The following is a 19,358-nucleotide window of genomic DNA, read 5'->3' on the forward strand; positions in this document are numbered from 1 at the left end:
ATTCATCATGATAGTAATTCATCATGATAGCAATTCATCGTGAAAGCGATTCATAGTGACAACAAAAAGAGGCTCAACGGTTTCTTTCCAAAAGAACAACTGAGAATTTAGAGGGAATGAATGGAAAAAAGTTCGCGTGTTTCAAAAAAGAAAAGACGCACATTTTTTAAAGAAAATGTGCGTTTTATGAGGGTTAAATAGAATAAGCCATATCCCATTTATTAACGGCTTTATTATCTATGTTTTTATTATCACTGTGTTTGTTATTATCAATAGTAGAACGCATACGTTTAAATTGGCTTGGGGTCATATTCGTGAGTTCTTTAAATTTACGGCAGAATGCACTGTGATCGGCATAGGCACATTTAATTGAAATATCCGTAATCGAATAATCTTCTTCTAATAACTCAATTGCGTGTTCAAGGCGTTTCTTCTGAATATATTGCTGGGGAGTAATATGAAAGACTGTTTTAAATTGACGATTGAGTTGTGATAATGACAACCCTGAAATTTCAGCCAATGTTGTTATTTTTATAGCGGTATCAAAATGCTGGCTAATATAGTGTTCAACGCGCCCCAATTGACCATTTAATTTGGGACTCACTGACTTCTCATCCTGCAAATCCACCGAAATTCCCGCAACACCGATAACCTGATTTTTAGTATCAAAAATCGGCACCTTGGTTGTTAAACACCAGCCTAATAATCCCGCTTTATAGAGATGCAATTCCAATTTATTGATAACACTTATTTTTTTCTGCATCACCAAATAATCTTGGGAACTATAACTCTGACCTAAATCTGCATGGAAGATATCTTCTGCAGTTTTTCCTATTACGCCATTCGGTTGGTCAACTTTACACCGTTTAGCCAAGTTTTCATTGGCAAGTAAGTATTTGGCATTACGGTCTTTAACGAAAAAAGTCACATTAGGAAGCGTGTTAATCAGTGGCATCACCAACCCAAGATGATTTAACAAATTATTAATATTATCTACGGGGAAAAGCATATTTTCCTGACTAATCAACAACAGTTTATTTAAATCAATCATATTGCGCTCCAATGCATTCAACTAATTTTAATAGTTATCTGAAATGTTTTTAAATTGTGCAGAAATACGCATGGGTTGATTCGAAAGATATCAAGAGTTGTTTACATAAATCAAGCATTCTATTAACAAATGATATTGATAAGGATGAACTGATGCAGAGTAAATATAAGAAAATTGAAGTCATTGACTCTCATACCGCAGGGGAACCGACACGTTTAGTGATTGAGGGTTTTCCTGATTTAGGGAATTCAGACATGGCGTCGCGCCTGCAAAAATTACGTACAGAATATGACCATTGGCGCTGCACGACGATTTTAGAACCGCGTGGAAATGACATTTTAGTGGGCGCATTACTTTGCAAACCAGTGAATCCAAAAGCGGCCGCCGGAGTGATTTTCTTTAATAACGAAGGCTACTTAGGTATGTGTGGTCACGGCACCATTGGTTTAGTTGCATCATTGCATTACTTAGGGCGCATTGGCTACGGGGAGCATTTGATTGAAACCCCTGTCGGGGATGTGACCGCTAAATTACATGAAGATGGTAGCGTGAGTATTCAAAACGTCTACGCGTACCGCTATCGCAAAGCAGTTCAAGTCAACGTACCGGAGGTTGGGCTAGTGACTGGGGATATTGCATGGGGTGGAAACTGGTTTTTCCTCGTCGAAAATTCACCACTCGCTATCCAATATGGGAACGCCAAAGCACTGACCGAGGTTTGCTTGAAAATCAAACAAGCTCTGGTTGACCAAGGTATTTTTGGTAAAGATAACCAAGAAATTGACCACATTGAGCTGTTTGGTCATTGCAAAGACGCGGATAGTCAAAGTTTTGTGTTATGTCCAGGCGGTGCCTATGACCGTTCTCCTTGTGGCACGGGCACAAGTGCCAAGCTGGCGTGTCTTGCGGCAGAGAACAAACTCGCAGAAGGCAAAATTTGGTATCAGGCAAGTGTCATCGGTAGCCAATTCCAAGCTAGCTATCAGATTGCGGATGCTAATGGCATCATCCCGACTATTCGCGGAAATGCCTATATCAGCGGCGAAAATACCTTGTTGATCGATGAAAACGACCCGTTCCGCTTTGGGATCACGGTGGAGTGAGGTAAGCGAATGGATAACAAATATTCTGTGATTGTGGTGGGTGGTGGCATTGTTGGGCTCAGTATTGCGTTATCTGTCCAGAATCAAGGCACGGACGTTTTATTGGTCGACAAAAACCAAATTGGCTCAGGCGCTTCGTTCGGGAATGCGGGGCATATCGCCACTGAGCAGGTGTTTCCTGTGGCGGACCCATCTGTTTTGAAATCAATTCCTAGCATGTTGCTCGACCCGTTAGGCGCACTGCGTATTGATTGGCGCTATATATTGCCGCTGACACCATGGCTACTGAAATTGTTGGGCAATATGCGCCACAAGCCGTTTATGCATATTCACCATGTTCTCTCCATGCTCAATGGCGCGTCATTAGACGCTTGGCAGGCATTTTCGAAGCAGTGGCAGTTAGAGGATTTAGTCAAAATCCAAGGTTCGCTGCTGGTGGCTGAAAAACAGCCAACCTTCGAAAAATTGCGTCGCCACGGAGAGTATTTAAATAGCACAGGGGTGCATAACCAGCTGTTGGATCAATCCCAACTGTTGGCACAGCAACCTGAACTTGCCAATAACCAAATTGGTGGATTGTTCTACCCAGAGACTGGGCATGTGGTGGATCTCGCCTTAATGCATGAGCGCTTAACCCAAGCATTCATTCAGTTAGGGGGGAAAGTCCTGACTGAGTGTGAAGTCACGGCGATTGATTCGTCATCAGCGAGTCAAGCACGCTTGTCCACATCACAAGGCGCATTTATTGCCGATAAAGTGGTGATTGCTGGAGGGGCATTCTCGAAATCCTTAGTGAAGATGGTGAGCCGCATTAATGTGCCGTTAGAAACGGAGCGCGGTTATCACTTGATGCTACCGAATGAAAAAGGGCGTTTATCAATCCCGATCTCCAGTATGGATCGCCGTTTTATTATGACGCCAATGAACGGTGGGTTACGTCTTGCGGGTACGGTGGAATATGCAGGGCTAAAACGTCCACCGAATATGCAGCGCGCTCGTCACTTTTTACCGTTAGCTAATCCAATGTTGAAAACACCATTGGATAGCCAGAATACCAGTGAGTGGATGGGGTTCCGTCCCACTATTTCCGATTCCTTACCGGTCATAGACCAAAAAGGCCCGTATGTTTTTGCTTTTGGGCATCAGCATTTAGGGCTAACACAAGCGGCAATTACCGCAGATATCGTCAACAACATGATCCACGGGCAACCGACACCGCTCGATTGCTCGCCTTTTTCGATTAAGCGCTTTCTTTAATTCAGGAGAATTATAATGAATTTTCATGGCATCCTTGTTCCGTTAGTCACACCGTTTCATGATGATCTTTCATTGAATATCACGGCGTTAGCCGAGTTAACCGAAAAACTGATTGCCAGTGGTGTGACAGGGTTAGTTGTCTGTGGCACCACGGGTGAATATTACGCGTTAAATGAAGATGAACGCAAAACCGTATTAACCACAGTCAGTAAAATCGCCAAAGGGCGTGTGACGCTGATCGCTGGGATTAATGACTTATCTACCGAGGGCGCAATTAAACGCGCAGCACAAGCGAAAGAACTGGGCTACGAAGGGCTCATGTTGTCGCCGCCACCGTACAGCCTGCCAGATCAAAACGGCGTTTATGCCCACTACGAAAAAGTGGCGAAATCCACCTCGCTACCAATCATTATGTATAACTTCCCAGCTCGTATCGGTATCGAAATTGAATTAGATACCGTGGTGAAATTAGCTGAAATTGACAATATCGTCGCTATCAAAGAGAGCAGTGGGAGCTTTAGCCGTGCTCTGCATTTGCTACAAACGCCATTTAAAAACTTCGAAGTCATTTGCGGTTGTGATGACCAGCCAGTGGACTTTTTCTTCTGGGGCTCGAAAAGTTGGATCGCGGGTGCGGGCAACGTTTTCCCTGCGGAGCAAGTGGCGATTTTTAATGCCGCACAAAAAGGAGATTGGGCGAAGGCTAAGCAGATCATGCAAGAGATTTACCCTGCTATTTACTCAATGGAGTCAGGTAATTATAACCAAAAAGCCAAAGCGGGTTGCTTAAAAGGTACTTTTAACGTGGGGCCAGTTCGTTTGCCTCTGTCAAATATTAGCCAGCAAGAACGTCATGAGTTTCTTGCGTTGATCAAGCCGTAGGGAGGTTGACTATGTTGATCACCAAAGAGCAAATATTTGAACGAGCGAAACAGAGCCAACTGTGGGCGGGTAATCTCATTGCGGGCTACCAAAGTGGTAGCGCCAAACTTAAAAATTATACGCCTATCGATAATAGTACGATTGGTTATATTGCCGATGGCAGCGCGCAAGATGTCCATGCAGCCGTGAATATAGCTCGTGAAACCTTTGAAGAAGGTAGCTGGAGTGGATTATCCCCTCAAGAGCGTAAGCAAGTGATGCTACGCTGGGCACAACTCATTGAAAAACACAGTGAAGAGCTAGCGGCATTAGATTGTGTGGATGCAGGAAAACCGATTACAGAATGTTTGAATACTGACTTGCCCGCCACCGTCGAAACTTTTTATTGGTATGCGGAAGCCATCGATAAATTATTCGGCAAAATTGCTCCAACAGGTCGCCAAGAAATGGGGCTGATTGTTCATGAGCCAATTGGCGTTGTGGGGGCAGTTTTACCTTGGAATTTCCCTGCTCAAATGTTTGCATGGAAAGTGGCGCCTGCATTGGCTGTCGGAAACTCGGTGATTGTGAAGCCCGCAGAGTTAACTTCCTTGAGTGCCTACCGCATGGTGGAACTAGCTTATGAAGCTGGCGTCCCTAAAGGCGCGTTAAGTTTAGTGTGCGGACTAGGTGAGAAAGTTGGGGAAGCCTTAGGACGCCATCCTGATGTGGATGTGGTGTCGTTTACGGGTTCAACCGAAGTGGGGCGTTTATTCCTGAAATACTCCGCGGAAAGTAACCTAAAAGAGATTGTCTTGGAATGTGGCGGGAAAAGCCCGCAAGTGGTGTTTGAGGATGCGGACTTAGATGCGGCTATTCCACATATTATGGCGGCCGCGTTCTGGAATATGAGCGAAAACTGTAGCTGTGGCTCTCGCTTAATTGTGCATGAAAATGTCAAAAAAAACTTACTCGAAAAGTTAACCGCTGCGGCATCAACATGGCAAGTGGGAGACCCTCGCGAGGCAGGGGTTTCTATTGGCCCAATGATTGAACAGGCGCATTTTGAGAAAGTAAAATCGTTTTTGGATACCACCGTTAAAGACGGTGGCAAATTGGTAACAGGAGGAAAAATACGCAGTGATCTCGGCTCAGGATGGTATATCGAACCAACTATCTTTGATGCCGTTACGCCAGAAATGTCTCTCTTTCGACATGAAGTTTTTGGTCCCATTTTAGCCGTCACATCGTTTAAAACCGATGACGAGGCGGTCAATTTAGCCAATGACACTCACTACGGATTGGCTGCATCGTTTTATAGCCAAAATATCCATCGAGTGATGAATATTGCACGTCGTATCAATGCGGGGACAGTGTCCGTCAACGGATTTAGCGAAGGTAATATCACCACGCCATTTGGTGGTTTCCGTCAGTCAGGTTTTGGTGGAAAAGACAACGGCTTAGAAGCCTTTGAGCAATACACCCAAACGAAAGTTATCTGGTTTATCAATCAGTAAAATGACATTGATCTGAACCTTGCGGGGTTCAGGTTTCGACCCTTGCAAATACACAAATACAATTACAATCGTCGAGGAGTACATATGGAAGCCATCGTTAATACCATCGTTGGTTACATCTGGGGTAATGCTCTCGTATTCTTATCTCTGGGTGTCGGTCTCTATTTCACATTAGCAACACGCGGTGTTCAGTTTCGTTACATCGTAAAAATGGTCTGTTTATTAAAAGAAAATAAAGCATCAAAAGACGGGATTTCCTCATTCCAAGCCTTCTGTTTAGCATTATCGGGGCGTGTTGGGGTCGGTAACATTGCAGGGGTAGCAACCGCGATTGCGGCAGGTGGTCCCGGCGCAATTTTCTGGATGGTGGTCATGGGCTTACTTGGAGGCGCGAGCGCCTTTATTGAGTCTACACTGGCGCAGATTTATAAGCAGCGCTCAGATGATCAATATCGTGGTGGTTCGCCGTACTATATTGAAAAAGGATTGAAATTAAAGCCTTTTGCTATCTTTGTTGCGGCAGTGATCTGTTTATCTTACGGTGTGTTGGTACCGGGTATTCAAGCCAATACCATCGCGGATTCGTTCCAAACGGCATTTAATATTCCACCAATGGCAACAGGTGCATTAGTGACGGTATTAATGGCGTGGTTAATTTTTGGTGGCGTGAAACGTATTGCGAGCGCAGCCGATAAAATTGTTCCTATCATGGCATTAGCTTATATCGTGATGATGGTGATTATTCTGGGCAGCCATTGGGATAGCGTACCTGGCATGTTCAGCTTAATTTTCCGCAGTGCGATGGGAATGGATGCGGTATTCGGTGGGATCGTGGGAACTGCGGTGTCTTGGGGCGTGCGTCGTGCCGTGTTTTCAAACGTGGCAGGAGCCGGTGAAGCGACGTTCAGTTCTGCAGCCGCAGAAGTGAGCCATCCGGTCAAACAGGGGCTTATCCAAGCATTCTCTATCTATATCGACACCGTGGTTGTGTGTACGGCCTCAGGATTGATGATCTTAGTTACCAATATGTACAACGTTTTCCCTGATGGTTCAGCGACTGCTCTTGTGGAGTATGTGCCAGGTGTGGCAGCAGGAACAGCATGGACTCAAATGGCCGTTTCTACGGTATTTACATCGGCGGGTGCGGGGTTTGTCTCTATCGCGGTATTCTTGTTTGCCTTCACAACGCTTATGGCTTACTACTATATTGCGGAAACCACCATTGTTTATCTTGACCGTAAGCTTAAATACCCTGTATTGAAGCTGATTTTGAAATTTGTCTTCCTAGTGATTGTCTTTATGGGCAGCGTGCAATCAGTCAGTATTATGTGGGGACTGGGTGATATCGGCTTCGGCAGTATGAGCTACTTAAACTTGATTGCGATTGTCTTCTTATCGAAACCCGCTTTAAGAGCGTTACGTGATTTTGAAAGACAAACTAAACTAGGGGTTGATCCAGTGTTTGATCCGAAAGCTGCAGGTGTAGAAAACGCAGAGTTATGGGAAGAAATCAGTCGTGAATATCATGCGCAAGGCGTTGGAATTAATAAAATCGATGGTTCTGGGAAGATAAACGAAAAATTACTTAAGGAAGAATAACTTAGATTAGAAATGGCGGTGAGGGAGGGATTCGAACCCTCGATACGTTGCCGTATACACACTTTCCAGGCGTGCTCCTTCAGCCTCTCGGACACCTCACCGTTTTTCTAAATTGTGGTTGTAGAATTTGTTATAAATAACTTGTCCTTCAACGGGGCGCTACTATAGGGAAAAGAGCGCCTTCCGTCAACTCCCAATTAAATAAAAATCCACTTTTTTCTATCGTTTAGCTAAATAAAAACCAATTTGGTTAATCTCTAATCTTAAGCAATTATTCTTGATGAAAAATTGACAATAAATTGTTTATTTAAACTTCAAGCAATTAATCCAGATTCCGTTAACTCCTTAACAAAATCCTCATCTTATGGATATAAATATGGGGTATTGACTTGAAAATAAACACCATTACGCACACTCTGGTGGAAACCTATAAGGAGTTGCCATGAATATTTTATTTTACCATCCATTTTTTGATGCCAATCAGTGGATTGATGGCATGCGTGCTCGATTGCCTCAAGCCAATATTCGCCAATGGAAGCCGGGAGATACCCAACAGGCAGATTATGCCATGGTATGGCTTCCTCCTTATGAGTGCCTTGCGGGTCGCGACGATCTAAAAGGGATTTTTGCGTTAGGCGCGGGAGTGGATGCCATCCTAAAGCAAGAGCAAGATAACCCAGGAACATTGCCTGCAGGTGTCCCTTTGATGCGTTTAGAAGACACCGGTATGGCCATCCAAATGGAAGAGTATGCCGCCGCAAAAGTGCTGTATTACTTCCGCCGCATGGATGAATACCGTCAATTGCAATCCCAACGTCAATGGAAACAACTGCCAGCCTACACCCATGACCAGTTTGTAGTGGGTGTGATGGGCGCAGGGGCGTTAGGACAAGCAGTGGCAAAACGCTTAGCCAGTTTTGGCCTTAAAGTCAGAACATGGAGCCGCTCTGAAAAGCAAATTCCAAATGTGAAAAGTTACTATGGGCAAGACCAGTTAGCGGATTTCTTGTCAGGAACCCGCGTGATTGTGAACTTGCTACCAAGCACGCCAGAAACGGTGGGTATTTTGAATCATCAATTATTCAGCCAGCTTGAACAGAACGCCTATATTATTAACCTCGCCCGAGGTGCGCACTTAATTGAGCAAGACTTGCTGGTGGCTTTAGAAAAAGGGCAAGTTGCAGGGGCGTCTCTCGATGTTTTTGCCACTGAGCCACTGCCACACATGCACCCATTCTGGACACACCCACGTATTGCCATTACGCCACACGTTGCGGCGTTTACGTTGCCGAATGAGGCGATGGATATGATTGCGAGTAATATTCAGCGGATTGAGAAGGGCGAGCAGCCAGAGGGAATAGTTAATACTGCCCGCGGCTACTAATTTCCCGTCCTAGTTTTCGCCGTCACGTTGTTGGCTGCGTCAGCACACCCTAGTCACATACTTGTGTATGCTCCTAGGGATGTGCTTTCTTGCCGCCTAGTGACAACAAAAATTCGTTAGGGAAATGTTCGCTATATTTATGCGCCAGCGCGAATTATTTTGAGGATACTTCAGTTATCTGATTTTCTATCTGAGAAATCATCATTAGCGACTATCAGCGGCATACATAGGACAGTGCCATATATAGGACTGTGCCATAAATGGTATTGCTCAAAGCGTGGGTTTTCTGTTTTTTCAGGTATACTGCATCGCATCATGATCACGAAAAAGTGATTGCAGGAAAATCGTCAACAGGAAGAAACCCATGAATGAATTCTCAATCGTCTGCCGTATTTTAGGTACCTTATTTCAACGCTCTCCGGACGATGCGCTTGTAAAGCCACTTATCGATATGATTGCGCAAGATAAGCTCAAAGCTTCATGGCCGTTGGAGCAAGATGAACTGTGGGCAAGAATGGCGAAGGCAGTTGACCACAAGGCTATTACTGCTGATTATCAGTCGATGTTTGGTAGTGAACCCACGGTTCCACCTTTTGCTCACCGTTATGATGAAGAAATTACCGAAGCGGAAATTCGCGAATTCCTTGTGACCCGTGGAATGAGCTTAACCGATGCCCCAACGGATGCGTTTGGTGCGCTACTGTTAGCCGCATCATGGCTAGAGGATCAAGCTGCTGAAGACGAAACCGCCGCGCAGGAAGAGCTATTCGACAGCTATATTCTGAGCTGGTATGGCGCATTTCTGGGAAAAGTGGAAGCTCATGCGACAACGCCGTTTTACCGTACATTAGCGCAAATAACCCGCGATGCCGTGATTGCACTGCGTGATGAGTTAGAATCTGACTCAGAAAATGACGATGAATAAGTGACGCTGTCACTTAAAGGCTGATGATTGAGAGAAGATAGGCACGGAACTGTCTTCTCTTATCATAGGTTAAAAGGATAAACACGATGACCTCGACAAAACTTCACGGCTTGATGTTACTCTTTATTTCACCGTTAGCACTGGCACAAGTGGATAATGATTTGCCTAGCTATAGTAAACGCATGGTTAATTACAGTACGGAATTTCAATTTGACCCGCTTTACGGAAAAGTAAAAGAATTAACGCAAGTCATGAACGATGAAAAAGGGCTCAGCAAAAGAGTGACAGTGTCTTTTAATCTCCATGGCTGTCTCAACAATTTAAGTTATTACAATAGAGACAGTGAAACAGCGTTTGTGATTGTCAGAAAATTTAAGCAACTTTATTACTTAGTAGATAAACAAAAATTCAAAGGTTATGGCATCGATAAGATGTGCAATTTACAAACTGGAGAGCTGCAAGATTGGAAATATTATTACCGTGATGGTCTTGTTAATAAGATCACTCAAGGGAAGAAAGAGATAGCGACGTTTGTTTATGGTGAACATTTTTTACCGATAGAAACAACATATTTCGATGAAAATGAAGTTATTAATACAAAAAATGAATACTTTTTCACTAATGGCTTAGTCACTAAAATTCTGTTTCATACGACGAAAAATCAGCAACCGTTGGTCGAAATTACTCAAAAATGTACTCATTATGATGACCATAAAAACCCAACTGCCTGCACCAGTGAAGTGACATACAGTGATGGACGAGTTGAAAAATACGATTATGAATACAAAACGAGTTATTACGAGTGACTATTTAGCGTTAAAGATAAATGACATTTCAATAAAAAAGCAACCTATCGGAAAGGTTGCTTTTTTCATTCTTCGATTATCAATTTATCAATCAAAAATATTTATGGTCAATTAATCAACCATGGGAATAACTAATTTACCCGGTTTGATTTCTAAACCTTTAGCGAGTTTTTTCGCGGTCGCTTCTGCGGCGCTGTTATCAGGGTTGAGCACATACACAGGCTGAGTCGCGAAGAAGGTATCAAGGGAGCTGTTCAGATACGGGATCACCACGGAAATGGCGGTCTCCATATTTTCGGGTGTAATTTTATATTGGGTAATTTTCAGCTCTTTCAAATAGATAGAACCTGTTTGTGCATCAAAAACAGGGCGTGCAGTTAAGGTCAGTGCAATATCGGCCGCCGCTGCACCAAGCAGTGAATTCATTGTGACAGTGGCTTCGCCTTTTAATGCAATAATACCCGGTTCGCTACGACCAATTTCTGATTGCAAGTTATGTAAGGTGATATCCGCATCTGCAAACCCAGTAATACCAATGTTATTCTCGTATTTAACCTTGGTCGCAAGGTAACTGTTAATTTGTGATTCACTGATAGTAAATTCGGTTAATTTGTCACAACCCGTGAGAATAAATAGCAATCCAAAGATAGATGCCAAGAAAATGTTTTTCATAATCACTCCTTTATACAGTAATAACCCAAGTGTAACGTATTACTGCCCGCTCAACATGACTGTTTCAATTTTTTTACGGTTAAATTGGCGATGAAGCGCCCATAAGGTAATAAAACCAATAGTGCCGAGTAAGAACCAAGGAAGCTGAGGGATATTCCATTGGTGCCCAATATCGTACATCCAACCGCCACCGGTATAGCCAACAGCCCCGCCTAGCGCAAGACCGAGTCGGCTAAAGCCCATATAGCTGCCACGGGCGCGAGGGTCGGCAAGGGAGGCGCTCAGGGTTTCACGAGCAGGATCGGCGGTGATAGTGCCTAAATAGAAAATGCCAATCAACACAAACAGAATATTGACCGATGTGGTCATACCGATAGGGAACATGCTTAGGCTCATTAAAAATAGCCCGGCCATCAAACGTTGTTCTAAACGGAAATGTTTTTCGCTCCAACGGGCAATCGGATAAAGCAACGTCAGTGAAATTGCCGCTTCAATGGCGTACATCCATTTCACCGCGGTGGGTGTTCCTGCCAATTCGTTAACGGCGATAGGGAACATCAGCATCACTTGTACCGACAACATAAAGTAACCAGAAAGTGTGATCACATAGGTCACAAAGCGGGTGTCTTTCAAGACGCGATGCATTCCATCACGAATAGGGGCTTTGATAGTAGAAATGCGATAAGCCGGGAGTAGCCAAGCATTAAGTAGAGCCGCAATCACAAACACTGCCGCGCCAGCCCAGCAAACATAGTGGAAGTCATATTGTAAAAGCCAGCTACCAATGAGGGCACCAATCACTGCTCCGGCGCTGTCCTGCATAAATAATAATGAGTAAAAACGCCCACGCTCATAAGGACGGGTCAATTTAATCACTAATGCAGTACGAGGGGGGTCAAACAAGGTGCCGCCAAGGGCAGACAACACACAAGAAAGCCATAACACCCAAGGGTCATAAGCCAAAGCCATCAACACAAAACCCGCGGCACGCAATAGCATCCCAATAATAATTAACGGTTTTGCACCAAATCGGTCGGCAATCGCACCCCCAAAAATCCCAAATCCTTGCTGTACAAATTGGCGAAGTCCAAGGGCAAACCCAACCACCACAGCTGCCCAGCCAAGCTGCTCAACAAAGCGAATTGAAATTAAAGGGAAAACCACGAAAAAGCCAAGAACAACCAGCATATTATCGAGTAAAAGGAAATATTTGCCGAGGCTTCTTGCCCGTGATACCTGTGCCATGAAACACCATAAAAAAGTCGTAACGGAAGGAATGATTCTTATTAATAGTATCAGGAGTTTGGCGGGAATGATGGGGTGGTGACCATGATATTTTTTTATCGATAAATCCGTCATATTTCCCATTATAGGGGGGGCTGCGTTCGCTAGAAGGCTACGATATGATAATGATAATGATAATCATTATGATTTTGATGATTATTATCACTAATGTATATTTCAAGGCTTGTTAATATTTGTAAGGGAAATGAGTACGTAACCATCCAATAAATAAGGTTTTTCGAACGAGTTATATCCATGGCATTGCACTTAAATTTACTTTAAATGCATAAATTGAAAAGTATAAAAAACATACCCTCATATTTTTTATACGCTATTTCTTCGCGTCTATTTAATCATCATTAATTAATGAAGGCATTACTTAAATGATATTTCAAAATAAAAACATAATTAGTTTAATTATTATATGTTCTACAAACACAGCCTTAGCAAATCAAGCCAATACCTCGACTCAAAAAGATAAACTTCTCGTCACAGCCAGCAAAATAAAGTCAAATAGCAAGCAAATAGACGCCAATGATATTTCTACCGTAAGAGGAACAACCAATTCAGACATATTTGCTAATAAAACTTCATTGCAAGTTAATAATGCACGAAATGAAGCGGGTGCATTAGATATTGGTATTAGAGGATTGCAAGGAAATGGACGAGTGCCAATTATCATTGATGGCAGTTTGCAATCAACCAACACATGGCGTGGTTACCAAGGAAGTACAGATAGAACGTATGTGGATATGGATTTAATCGATACCATTGAAATCGAAAAAGGGGCTTCTATGAGTAAATTCTCAGGAGGAGCCATCGGAGGTACGGTTAAATTAAAAACATTATCAGCAAACAGCATTATTCCTGAAGGTGACCAATTTGCTTTCTTATTTAAGGGGAATATTTACAATAATAACCGACGCCCAACTATCGCTTCAGATGAAAAAGGAGAATCTGGGTATCGTGTTTCAAATGGCGTTAAAAATTCACATTTTAATAATGGCTCTATCACGACAGGGGTTGCATATCGAAATGATAAATTTGATATATTACTGGCACATAGTGATAGAAAACAAGGAAACTTCTTCGCGGGTAAAAATGGTTATCATAAATACGAAAATACAGATACGCCTATTAAGCCAGGGCAAGAGGTGGTTAATACTAGTTATGAAAGCCAGTCAACATTATTAAAAACCAATATTTATTTTAACCCATACTCAAGTATTGAATTAAATTACCGCCATCATGAACAAAAAGCGGGTGAGGTTCTAGCGGCGTATTGGTATCAATACGATGGGAAAATGCCACAGTGGTCTTTAGGTACCGCAGATATTGATACTGCCTCTTTAAATTACTCTTATAAACCAGATTCATTATGGGTAGATATGAACTTAGGCCTATGGTGGACAAAAGGGAAATTTAAACAGCGCAATGGCACAACGGATGATGTTACCGCTCACTATGGTAATCAATATCAGCACCGTTACACTGATGAGCGAGTGGGCTTTAATTTAGAAAATACGTCTGAGTTTGCAGATTATCCTATCGATATCACTTACGGTGTGGAATACATGCAACAAAAATCAAAGCCATTGACTAAAACCTATCAACCGATTTGGACTCCAGAAGGAACAATACCCAGCGAGGAATTAGATCCTGTAACGCGTAATGCTAAAGGAACGAATAAATCCGTCTTTACCAATATGGCATATCAAGGGGAATGGGTGAGTACTTTAGTCGGGTGGCGTATTCACACTTTCGATGTTGATGACCATGTTTTAGGTAAAAGTATTAGCTACGGTCCGAAAAATGATTTAATGGGTGAACTGCGTTTTCATGTAACTAACGAATTTGATATTTATACAAAATATTCTGATAGCTATAGAGAACCGAGTTTATTCGAGAGCACTGTATCAGGACAAACCTATTCGTATTCTCCAGATGTTCCATTAAAACCAGAACATGTTCCTCTTAATACACCAGCATCTAAGGATATAACGGTAGTCACTCTAGGGTCTGCCATGTTGTTATTTAATTCGGGATTATTCAGGTCTAAAGTAGATGATAATTTACAAGCTGCTAGGATGGTGTGTTCAATACAATCTTCTTGAAATAGCTGGGTATCAAACCTTCCACCCGCTAAAGCAATGACTGTCCAACCACCTAAAGAATGCCCGATAGCAATAATATTGTTGTTATCGATGTGCTTCTTAAATAAAGGGTCTAACGTTAAGTAATCGATAACTCGGCTTAGATCTCTGGGACGTTCCCACAATTGTTTGGCTTGCTGGCTGTCTAGATTAAATGTTGTTGTACCCGGATGGTTAGGGGCGGCAACAATATATCCTTTATTAACAAGCTCGCTCGCTAGCCAACTTAAGTTATTCCAACTTCCCGCATAGCCATGAGAAAGAATAATTAATGGAGATTTAGTATCAGAGGGTGCTCCATCATTTACGACATCGGTTCCGTAAAAAGCAGCATTATCACTGACTTTTATTGAGTTGTTATTGGGCGGAGTGGGGTACCAGATAGCAACATTTAGCGGTCTTTCACTGTCTTTATCGATAGTGATATTTTTGAATCCAACGGATGATGAAATCTGTGCAATGACGGAATGAGAGAATAGAGTCAAGATTAAAGCGAAACACAATCGGGACATCGGAGGCTCCTGAAGTATTGTTAGTCGATGTATTTCTAATGCTCTAGCTTAAGATGAAAAGCACGAAATAGGCATATCTAGGGTTTACCTGTAAACATCAATCGTGTGTTTTTACGGACACATGAAATAAAACAAAACTAATTGCTCAAAAAATGACTTAATTACAGAGAGAATTGAATTAGTTAAGTGATAAATTTAAGTTATAATTCAAGCATCGAAAGTAAGACTGGTAACACTACTAATTAAGGGCTAACGATGTTTGGTTATCGTTCAAATGAACCCAAAGTGCGTCTAATGACTGACAGAATGATTATCCGTTTAGCCTATGAGCGAGATAATTACCGACTTGCAGACTATTACAGTTTAAACAAAGAATTCCTGACGCCATGGGAACCCACCCGTGATAGCTCCCATTTTAATCCTTCAGGCTGGAATAATCGCCTACATGCCATGAGCGAAATGCATCGCCAAGGCAGCGCGTTTCATTTCCTTTTATTGGATAAAGATGAAAACGAAGTGATTGGCGTCGCGAATTTTAGCAACATTTTACGTGGCTCATTCCACGCGTGCTATCTGGGCTACTCGCTGGGTGAAAAATGGCAGGGGCAAGGGCTGATGTATGAAGCCTTAACCCAAATTATTCGTTATATGCAAAAACACCAAGGCATGCATCGCATCATGGCAAACTATATGCCTCATAATATGCGTAGCGGCAGTTTGCTCACTCGCCTTGGTTTTGAACGTGAAGGTTATGCGAAGCAGTATCTCGAAATTAATGGAGAATGGCGCGACCACGTCTTAACGGCATTAACCGACAATGAATGGAAGTCGACTAAAGCCTAAACATTTACTCTACAATCGTAGTCAGTCTTGCCATCCGCTGTTAAACTGCTGCGATTGTCTTCTTTTAGTCTAGCAATCATGAATTTATTAAAATCTTTAGCGGCAGTCAGCTCGATGACGATGATGTCACGGGTTTTAGGCTTCATTCGTGACGCCATTATTGCCCGCGTATTCGGTGCGGGGGCGGCTTCCGATGCCTTCTTTGTGGCCTTCAAACTCCCTAACTTACTACGACGAATTTTCGCAGAAGGGGCATTTTCTCAAGCGTTTGTTCCCATTCTTGCCGAATATAAAAACCAGCAAGGCGAAGAAGCCACGCGAACGTTTGTGGCCTATATATCGGGGATGCTTACGTTAGCATTAGCGATTGTGACAGTTGTCGGCATGTTTGCTGCGCCGTGGGTCATTTATGTGACGGCGCCGGGTTTTACCACGGATGCTGATAAATTTTCGCTAACGACAGATTTATTGCGTGTGACGTTCCCGTATATTTTCTTGATCTCATTGGCATCGTTAGCGGGGGCGATCCTTAATACCTGGAACCGCTTTTCGGTACCGGCGTTTGCGCCGACGTTATTAAACGTCAGTATGATTTTCTTTGCAGCATTTGCTGCGCCGTATTTTGATCCGCCGATTATGTCTCTGGCTTGGGCGGTTCTGGTTGGTGGTGTGCTGCAATTGGGTTACCAATTACCGCATTTAAAGAAAATCGGTATGTTGGTGTTACCGCGTTTATCGTTCCATGATAGTGGCGTTTGGCGAGTAATGAAGATGATGGGACCGGCGATTATCGGGGTTTCTGTCGCGCAAATTTCATTAATTATTAACACGATTTTCGCCTCGTTCTTGCAATCAGGTTCGGTATCATGGATGTATTATGCAGACCGCTTAATGGAGTTACCTTCAGGGGTGCTTGGCGTTGCGCTGGGTACCATCCTATTGCCATCGCTCTCTAAAAGTTTTACCAGCGGAAATCACCAAGAATATCGCCATTTAATGGATTGGGGATTACGTTTATGTTTATTACTGGCACTGCCATGTGCGGTAGGGCTAGCGATACTATCCGAAGCGTTAACGGTTTCTCTTTTCCAATATGACAAATTTACGGCTCATGACTCCTTGATGACTCAGTATGCATTAATGGCGTATTGCGTGGGCTTAACGGGGATGATCTTAGTAAAAATCTTGGCGCCAGGTTTCTATTCTCGCCAAGATATTCGTACTCCGGTCAGAATTGCGATAGTCACTTTGATCCTGACTCAGTTAATGAACTTAGCTTTTATTGGACCTCTGCAACATGCAGGCTTAGCCCTGTCTATTGGGCTGGCGGCATGTTTTAACGCCGGTGTTCTGTATTGGCAATTACGCAAGCAAGATATTTTCCAGCCGCTAGCAGGCTGGCGCGGTTTCTTGGTTAAATTGTTTGTTGCCTTGGCGGTGATGGTGGTGGTGCTATTTGGTGTGCTGCACTTTATGCCACCGTGGCAAGACGGCAATATGCTGATGCGTATGTTACGTTTGATGGGTGTGGTAATTGTTGGTGCTGGGAGCTACTTTGTGGCGCTGTATGTGTTAGGCTTCCGCCCGCGTGACTTTATGAAACGGAGTATTGCGTAATTTTTAGTTTTTGCATCTGAACTTAGTGTATTAGTCTGATATCGAACAAACTCCCCCCTCAATCGAGGGGGAGTAGACTATTACGGATGATAAGCGCGCTCGCCATGAGTGGTAAGATCCAACCCATCGCACTCTTCTTCCGGGGAAACCCGCAGACCAACTAGCTTATCCGCCAGTTTAAAGGCGATAAATGCTACAACACCGGACCATACTATGGTGACCACAATACTTTCAAGCTGAACAAAGACTTGGTGGAGTAAAGTGACGTCGTCACGATAACCGAGCCCTCCAAATAGCGTCGAGGTAAATACGCCTGTGAGTATGCAACCAACAATACCGCAGGTACCATGGATACCAAAAACATCGCACACATCATCGGCTTTTAACCAACGTTTTAAGACGACAACACCCCAAAGCCCAATAATTCCCCCGACAATACCAATAACAAGCGCACCAATAGGACCAACAGTGCCTGCTGCTGGCGTGATAGCGACTAATCCAGAGATACAACCGGAGCAGCTTCCGAGCATTGAAGGTTTTCCTCGCAATAACCATTCTGTGAATGTCCATGAAAGGATAGCGCCAGCCGTTGCAATCACCGTGTTGATAAACGCCAATGCGGCAATATTATTGGCACTGCCAGCGGAACCTGCGTTAAAGCCAAACCACCCAATGTACAGGACTGCGGTACCCATAAAGACCATCGGTAAGTTATGGGGCTTTAGTACCACTTGGCTGTAATCACTGCGTTTACCTAGCAAATAAGCACCGACCAGTGCAGCGACAGCGGCATTAATGTGCACCACGGTGCCGCCTGCAAAATCGAGAGCGCCATCATCGGCCAGCCATCCGCCTTCTGCCCATACCATATGCGCGATAGGCACATAGGAGAAAGTAAACCAAATCACGGTAAAAATCAGGAGTGCAGAGAAACGTACGCGCTCCCCTAGTGCTCCGACAATTAATGCGAGGGTAATAACCGCAAATGAGCCTTGGAAGGCAACATGGATATACCGATTAATGGAACCTGATAAATCGTCGATGGACATCGCGCTTAGAAACGTTAAAGAGCCGTCCCCAAAGATTTTATTTCCTGCAGTGAAGGCGAGGCTGTAACCAAAGATAAACCAAAGAATAATCACCACACTAAAAATCAGCATTACTTGGGTGATCAGCGATAACACGTTTTTGCTGCGTAATAATCCGCCATAAAACAGCGCAATACCGGGGATGGTCATAAAAAATACCAACGCCGTGCAGATCAACATAAAGGCGTTATCCGCTTTATCAACGGCATTCACTTCCGACGCATGGGCGGGAAGTGCGAAATAACTTAAGGCGAAGAGTGCGGCAGGTAACCATAGTCGTCTCATTGTTTATCTCCCTTAGAGTGCGTCATCGCCGGATTCGCTGGTACGAATGCGAACGGCCTGTAGAAGTTCAAAAACAAATAGCTTTCCATCGCCCACTTTCCCCGTATCTGCGGTACGGATAATCGCATCGAGGGCGGGCTCCAGTAGGTCATCACTAATAGCGATTTCCATTTTGGTTTTAGGTAGAAAACTCACTTCATATTCCGCACCACGGTAAAGTTCCGCGTGACCTTTCTGTCTGCCATATCCTTTGACTTCACAGATGGTCATCCCTTGTATTCCTAATTCAGTGAGTGCTTCACGAACATCTTCTAATTTGAACGGTTTAATAATTGCGATGATGTACTTCATAAATCCCCCTGTCTTTTTGAAAAGGCAAAAGAGATAAAGCAAGCATCGTG

Annotated in this window: 16 protein-coding genes, 1 tRNA gene and 1 pseudogene; 11 read left to right on the plus strand and 7 right to left on the minus strand. The window is 43.5% G+C overall.

Going from position 1 to position 19,358, the window contains the following annotated elements; translation table 11 throughout:
• Nucleotides 1-193 precede the first annotated feature (193 nt).
• Nucleotides 194-1,051 (minus strand): AraC family transcriptional regulator, encoded by an 858-nt coding sequence (locus GKR48_RS02290; RefSeq protein WP_154626660.1) that lies wholly within the window; start codon nucleotides 1,049-1,051, stop codon nucleotides 194-196.
• A gap of 152 nt (nucleotides 1,052-1,203) precedes the next feature.
• On the opposite strand from GKR48_RS02290, the gene GKR48_RS02295 reads away from it, so the two are divergent.
• From GKR48_RS02295 to GKR48_RS02315, 5 genes are all read left to right on the plus strand, one after another.
• Nucleotides 1,204-2,154 carry a 4-hydroxyproline epimerase gene (locus GKR48_RS02295; RefSeq protein WP_154626663.1) on the plus strand — a complete coding sequence of 317 codons (951 nt, stop codon included), beginning with the start codon at nucleotides 1,204-1,206 and terminating at the stop codon, nucleotides 2,152-2,154.
• A 9-nt stretch (nucleotides 2,155-2,163) separates the two neighbouring features.
• Entirely contained in the window at nucleotides 2,164-3,411 is a 1,248-nt protein-coding gene (locus GKR48_RS02300; RefSeq protein ID WP_154626667.1) for an NAD(P)/FAD-dependent oxidoreductase, read from the plus strand.
• Nucleotides 3,412-3,426: 15 nt separating this feature from the next.
• A complete protein-coding gene (gene dapA / locus GKR48_RS02305) occupies nucleotides 3,427-4,293 on the plus strand; it encodes a 4-hydroxy-tetrahydrodipicolinate synthase (RefSeq protein WP_132495848.1) in 867 nt (288 codons plus the stop codon).
• An 11-nt stretch (nucleotides 4,294-4,304) separates the two neighbouring features.
• Nucleotides 4,305-5,789 carry an aldehyde dehydrogenase gene (locus tag GKR48_RS02310; RefSeq protein WP_154626670.1) on the plus strand — a complete coding sequence of 495 codons (1,485 nt, stop codon included), beginning with the start codon at nucleotides 4,305-4,307 and terminating at the stop codon, nucleotides 5,787-5,789.
• Between the two features lie 84 nt (nucleotides 5,790-5,873).
• Nucleotides 5,874-7,388, plus strand: coding sequence for an alanine/glycine:cation symporter family protein (locus GKR48_RS02315; protein WP_154626673.1), 1,515 nt, complete (start codon nucleotides 5,874-5,876; stop codon nucleotides 7,386-7,388).
• A 13-nt stretch (nucleotides 7,389-7,401) separates the two neighbouring features.
• Here the strand turns inward: GKR48_RS02315 and GKR48_RS02320 are convergent.
• Nucleotides 7,402-7,489 (minus strand) — tRNA-Ser (locus tag GKR48_RS02320).
• Between the two features lie 341 nt (nucleotides 7,490-7,830).
• Between GKR48_RS02320 and ghrA the strand changes: the two genes are divergently transcribed.
• The 3 genes from ghrA to GKR48_RS02335 all read left to right on the plus strand — a co-directional run bounded on the left by ghrA (nucleotide 7,831) and on the right by GKR48_RS02335 (nucleotide 10,503).
• Nucleotides 7,831-8,772, plus strand: coding sequence for a glyoxylate/hydroxypyruvate reductase GhrA (gene ghrA, locus GKR48_RS02325; protein WP_154626675.1), 942 nt, complete (start codon nucleotides 7,831-7,833; stop codon nucleotides 8,770-8,772).
• Nucleotides 8,773-9,136: 364 nt separating this feature from the next.
• Nucleotides 9,137-9,697, plus strand: a complete 561-nt coding sequence (locus GKR48_RS02330) for a TorD/DmsD family molecular chaperone (protein ID WP_154626677.1) — start codon at nucleotides 9,137-9,139, stop codon at nucleotides 9,695-9,697.
• Between the two features lie 86 nt (nucleotides 9,698-9,783).
• A complete protein-coding gene (locus GKR48_RS02335) occupies nucleotides 9,784-10,503 on the plus strand; it encodes a YnfC family lipoprotein (RefSeq protein WP_154626680.1) in 720 nt (239 codons plus the stop codon).
• 111 nt (nucleotides 10,504-10,614) lie between these two features.
• Here the strand turns inward: GKR48_RS02335 and GKR48_RS02340 are convergent, their stop codons facing one another.
• Together GKR48_RS02340 and mdtH are read right to left on the minus strand one after the other, a co-directional pair.
• Complete coding sequence (locus tag GKR48_RS02340; RefSeq protein ID WP_036954568.1) at nucleotides 10,615-11,175, minus strand: lipoprotein; 561 nt, start codon at nucleotides 11,173-11,175, stop codon at nucleotides 10,615-10,617.
• A 39-nt stretch (nucleotides 11,176-11,214) separates the two neighbouring features.
• Nucleotides 11,215-12,420: a multidrug efflux MFS transporter MdtH gene (gene mdtH, locus GKR48_RS02345; RefSeq protein WP_154626683.1), complete on the minus strand. Its 1,206-nt coding sequence runs from the start codon at nucleotides 12,418-12,420 to the stop codon at nucleotides 11,215-11,217.
• Between the two features lie 422 nt (nucleotides 12,421-12,842).
• On the opposite strand from mdtH, the gene GKR48_RS02350 reads away from it, so the two are divergent.
• Entirely contained in the window at nucleotides 12,843-14,573 is a 1,731-nt protein-coding gene (locus GKR48_RS02350; protein WP_154626686.1) for a TonB-dependent receptor plug domain-containing protein, read from the plus strand.
• Nucleotides 14,574-14,584: 11 nt separating this feature from the next.
• On the opposite strand, the pseudogene GKR48_RS18300 reads toward GKR48_RS02350, so the two are convergent.
• Nucleotides 14,585-15,124, minus strand: a pseudogene (locus tag GKR48_RS18300) (alpha/beta hydrolase family protein); the annotation flags it as partial.
• A gap of 255 nt (nucleotides 15,125-15,379) precedes the next feature.
• On the opposite strand from GKR48_RS18300, the gene rimJ reads away from it, so the two are divergent.
• A complete protein-coding gene (rimJ, locus tag GKR48_RS02360) occupies nucleotides 15,380-15,967 on the plus strand; it encodes a ribosomal protein S5-alanine N-acetyltransferase (RefSeq protein WP_154626691.1) in 588 nt (195 codons plus the stop codon).
• A 78-nt stretch (nucleotides 15,968-16,045) separates the two neighbouring features.
• Nucleotides 16,046-17,584: a murein biosynthesis integral membrane protein MurJ gene (gene murJ / locus GKR48_RS02365; RefSeq protein WP_154626694.1), complete on the plus strand. Its 1,539-nt coding sequence runs from the start codon at nucleotides 16,046-16,048 to the stop codon at nucleotides 17,582-17,584.
• A gap of 80 nt (nucleotides 17,585-17,664) precedes the next feature.
• On the opposite strand, the gene amtB is transcribed toward murJ, so the two are convergent.
• A complete protein-coding gene (amtB, locus tag GKR48_RS02370) occupies nucleotides 17,665-18,957 on the minus strand; it encodes an ammonium transporter AmtB (RefSeq protein WP_154626697.1) in 1,293 nt (430 codons plus the stop codon).
• Nucleotides 18,958-18,969: 12 nt separating this feature from the next.
• Entirely contained in the window at nucleotides 18,970-19,308 is a 339-nt protein-coding gene (locus GKR48_RS02375; RefSeq protein ID WP_036954549.1) for a P-II family nitrogen regulator, read from the minus strand.
• Nucleotides 19,309-19,358: the final 50 nt, after the last annotated feature.

The sequence above is a fragment of the Providencia sp. wls1943 genome (assembly GCF_009706275.1).
GTDB classification, from domain to species: Bacteria; Pseudomonadota; Gammaproteobacteria; order Enterobacterales; family Enterobacteriaceae; genus Providencia; species Providencia zhijiangensis.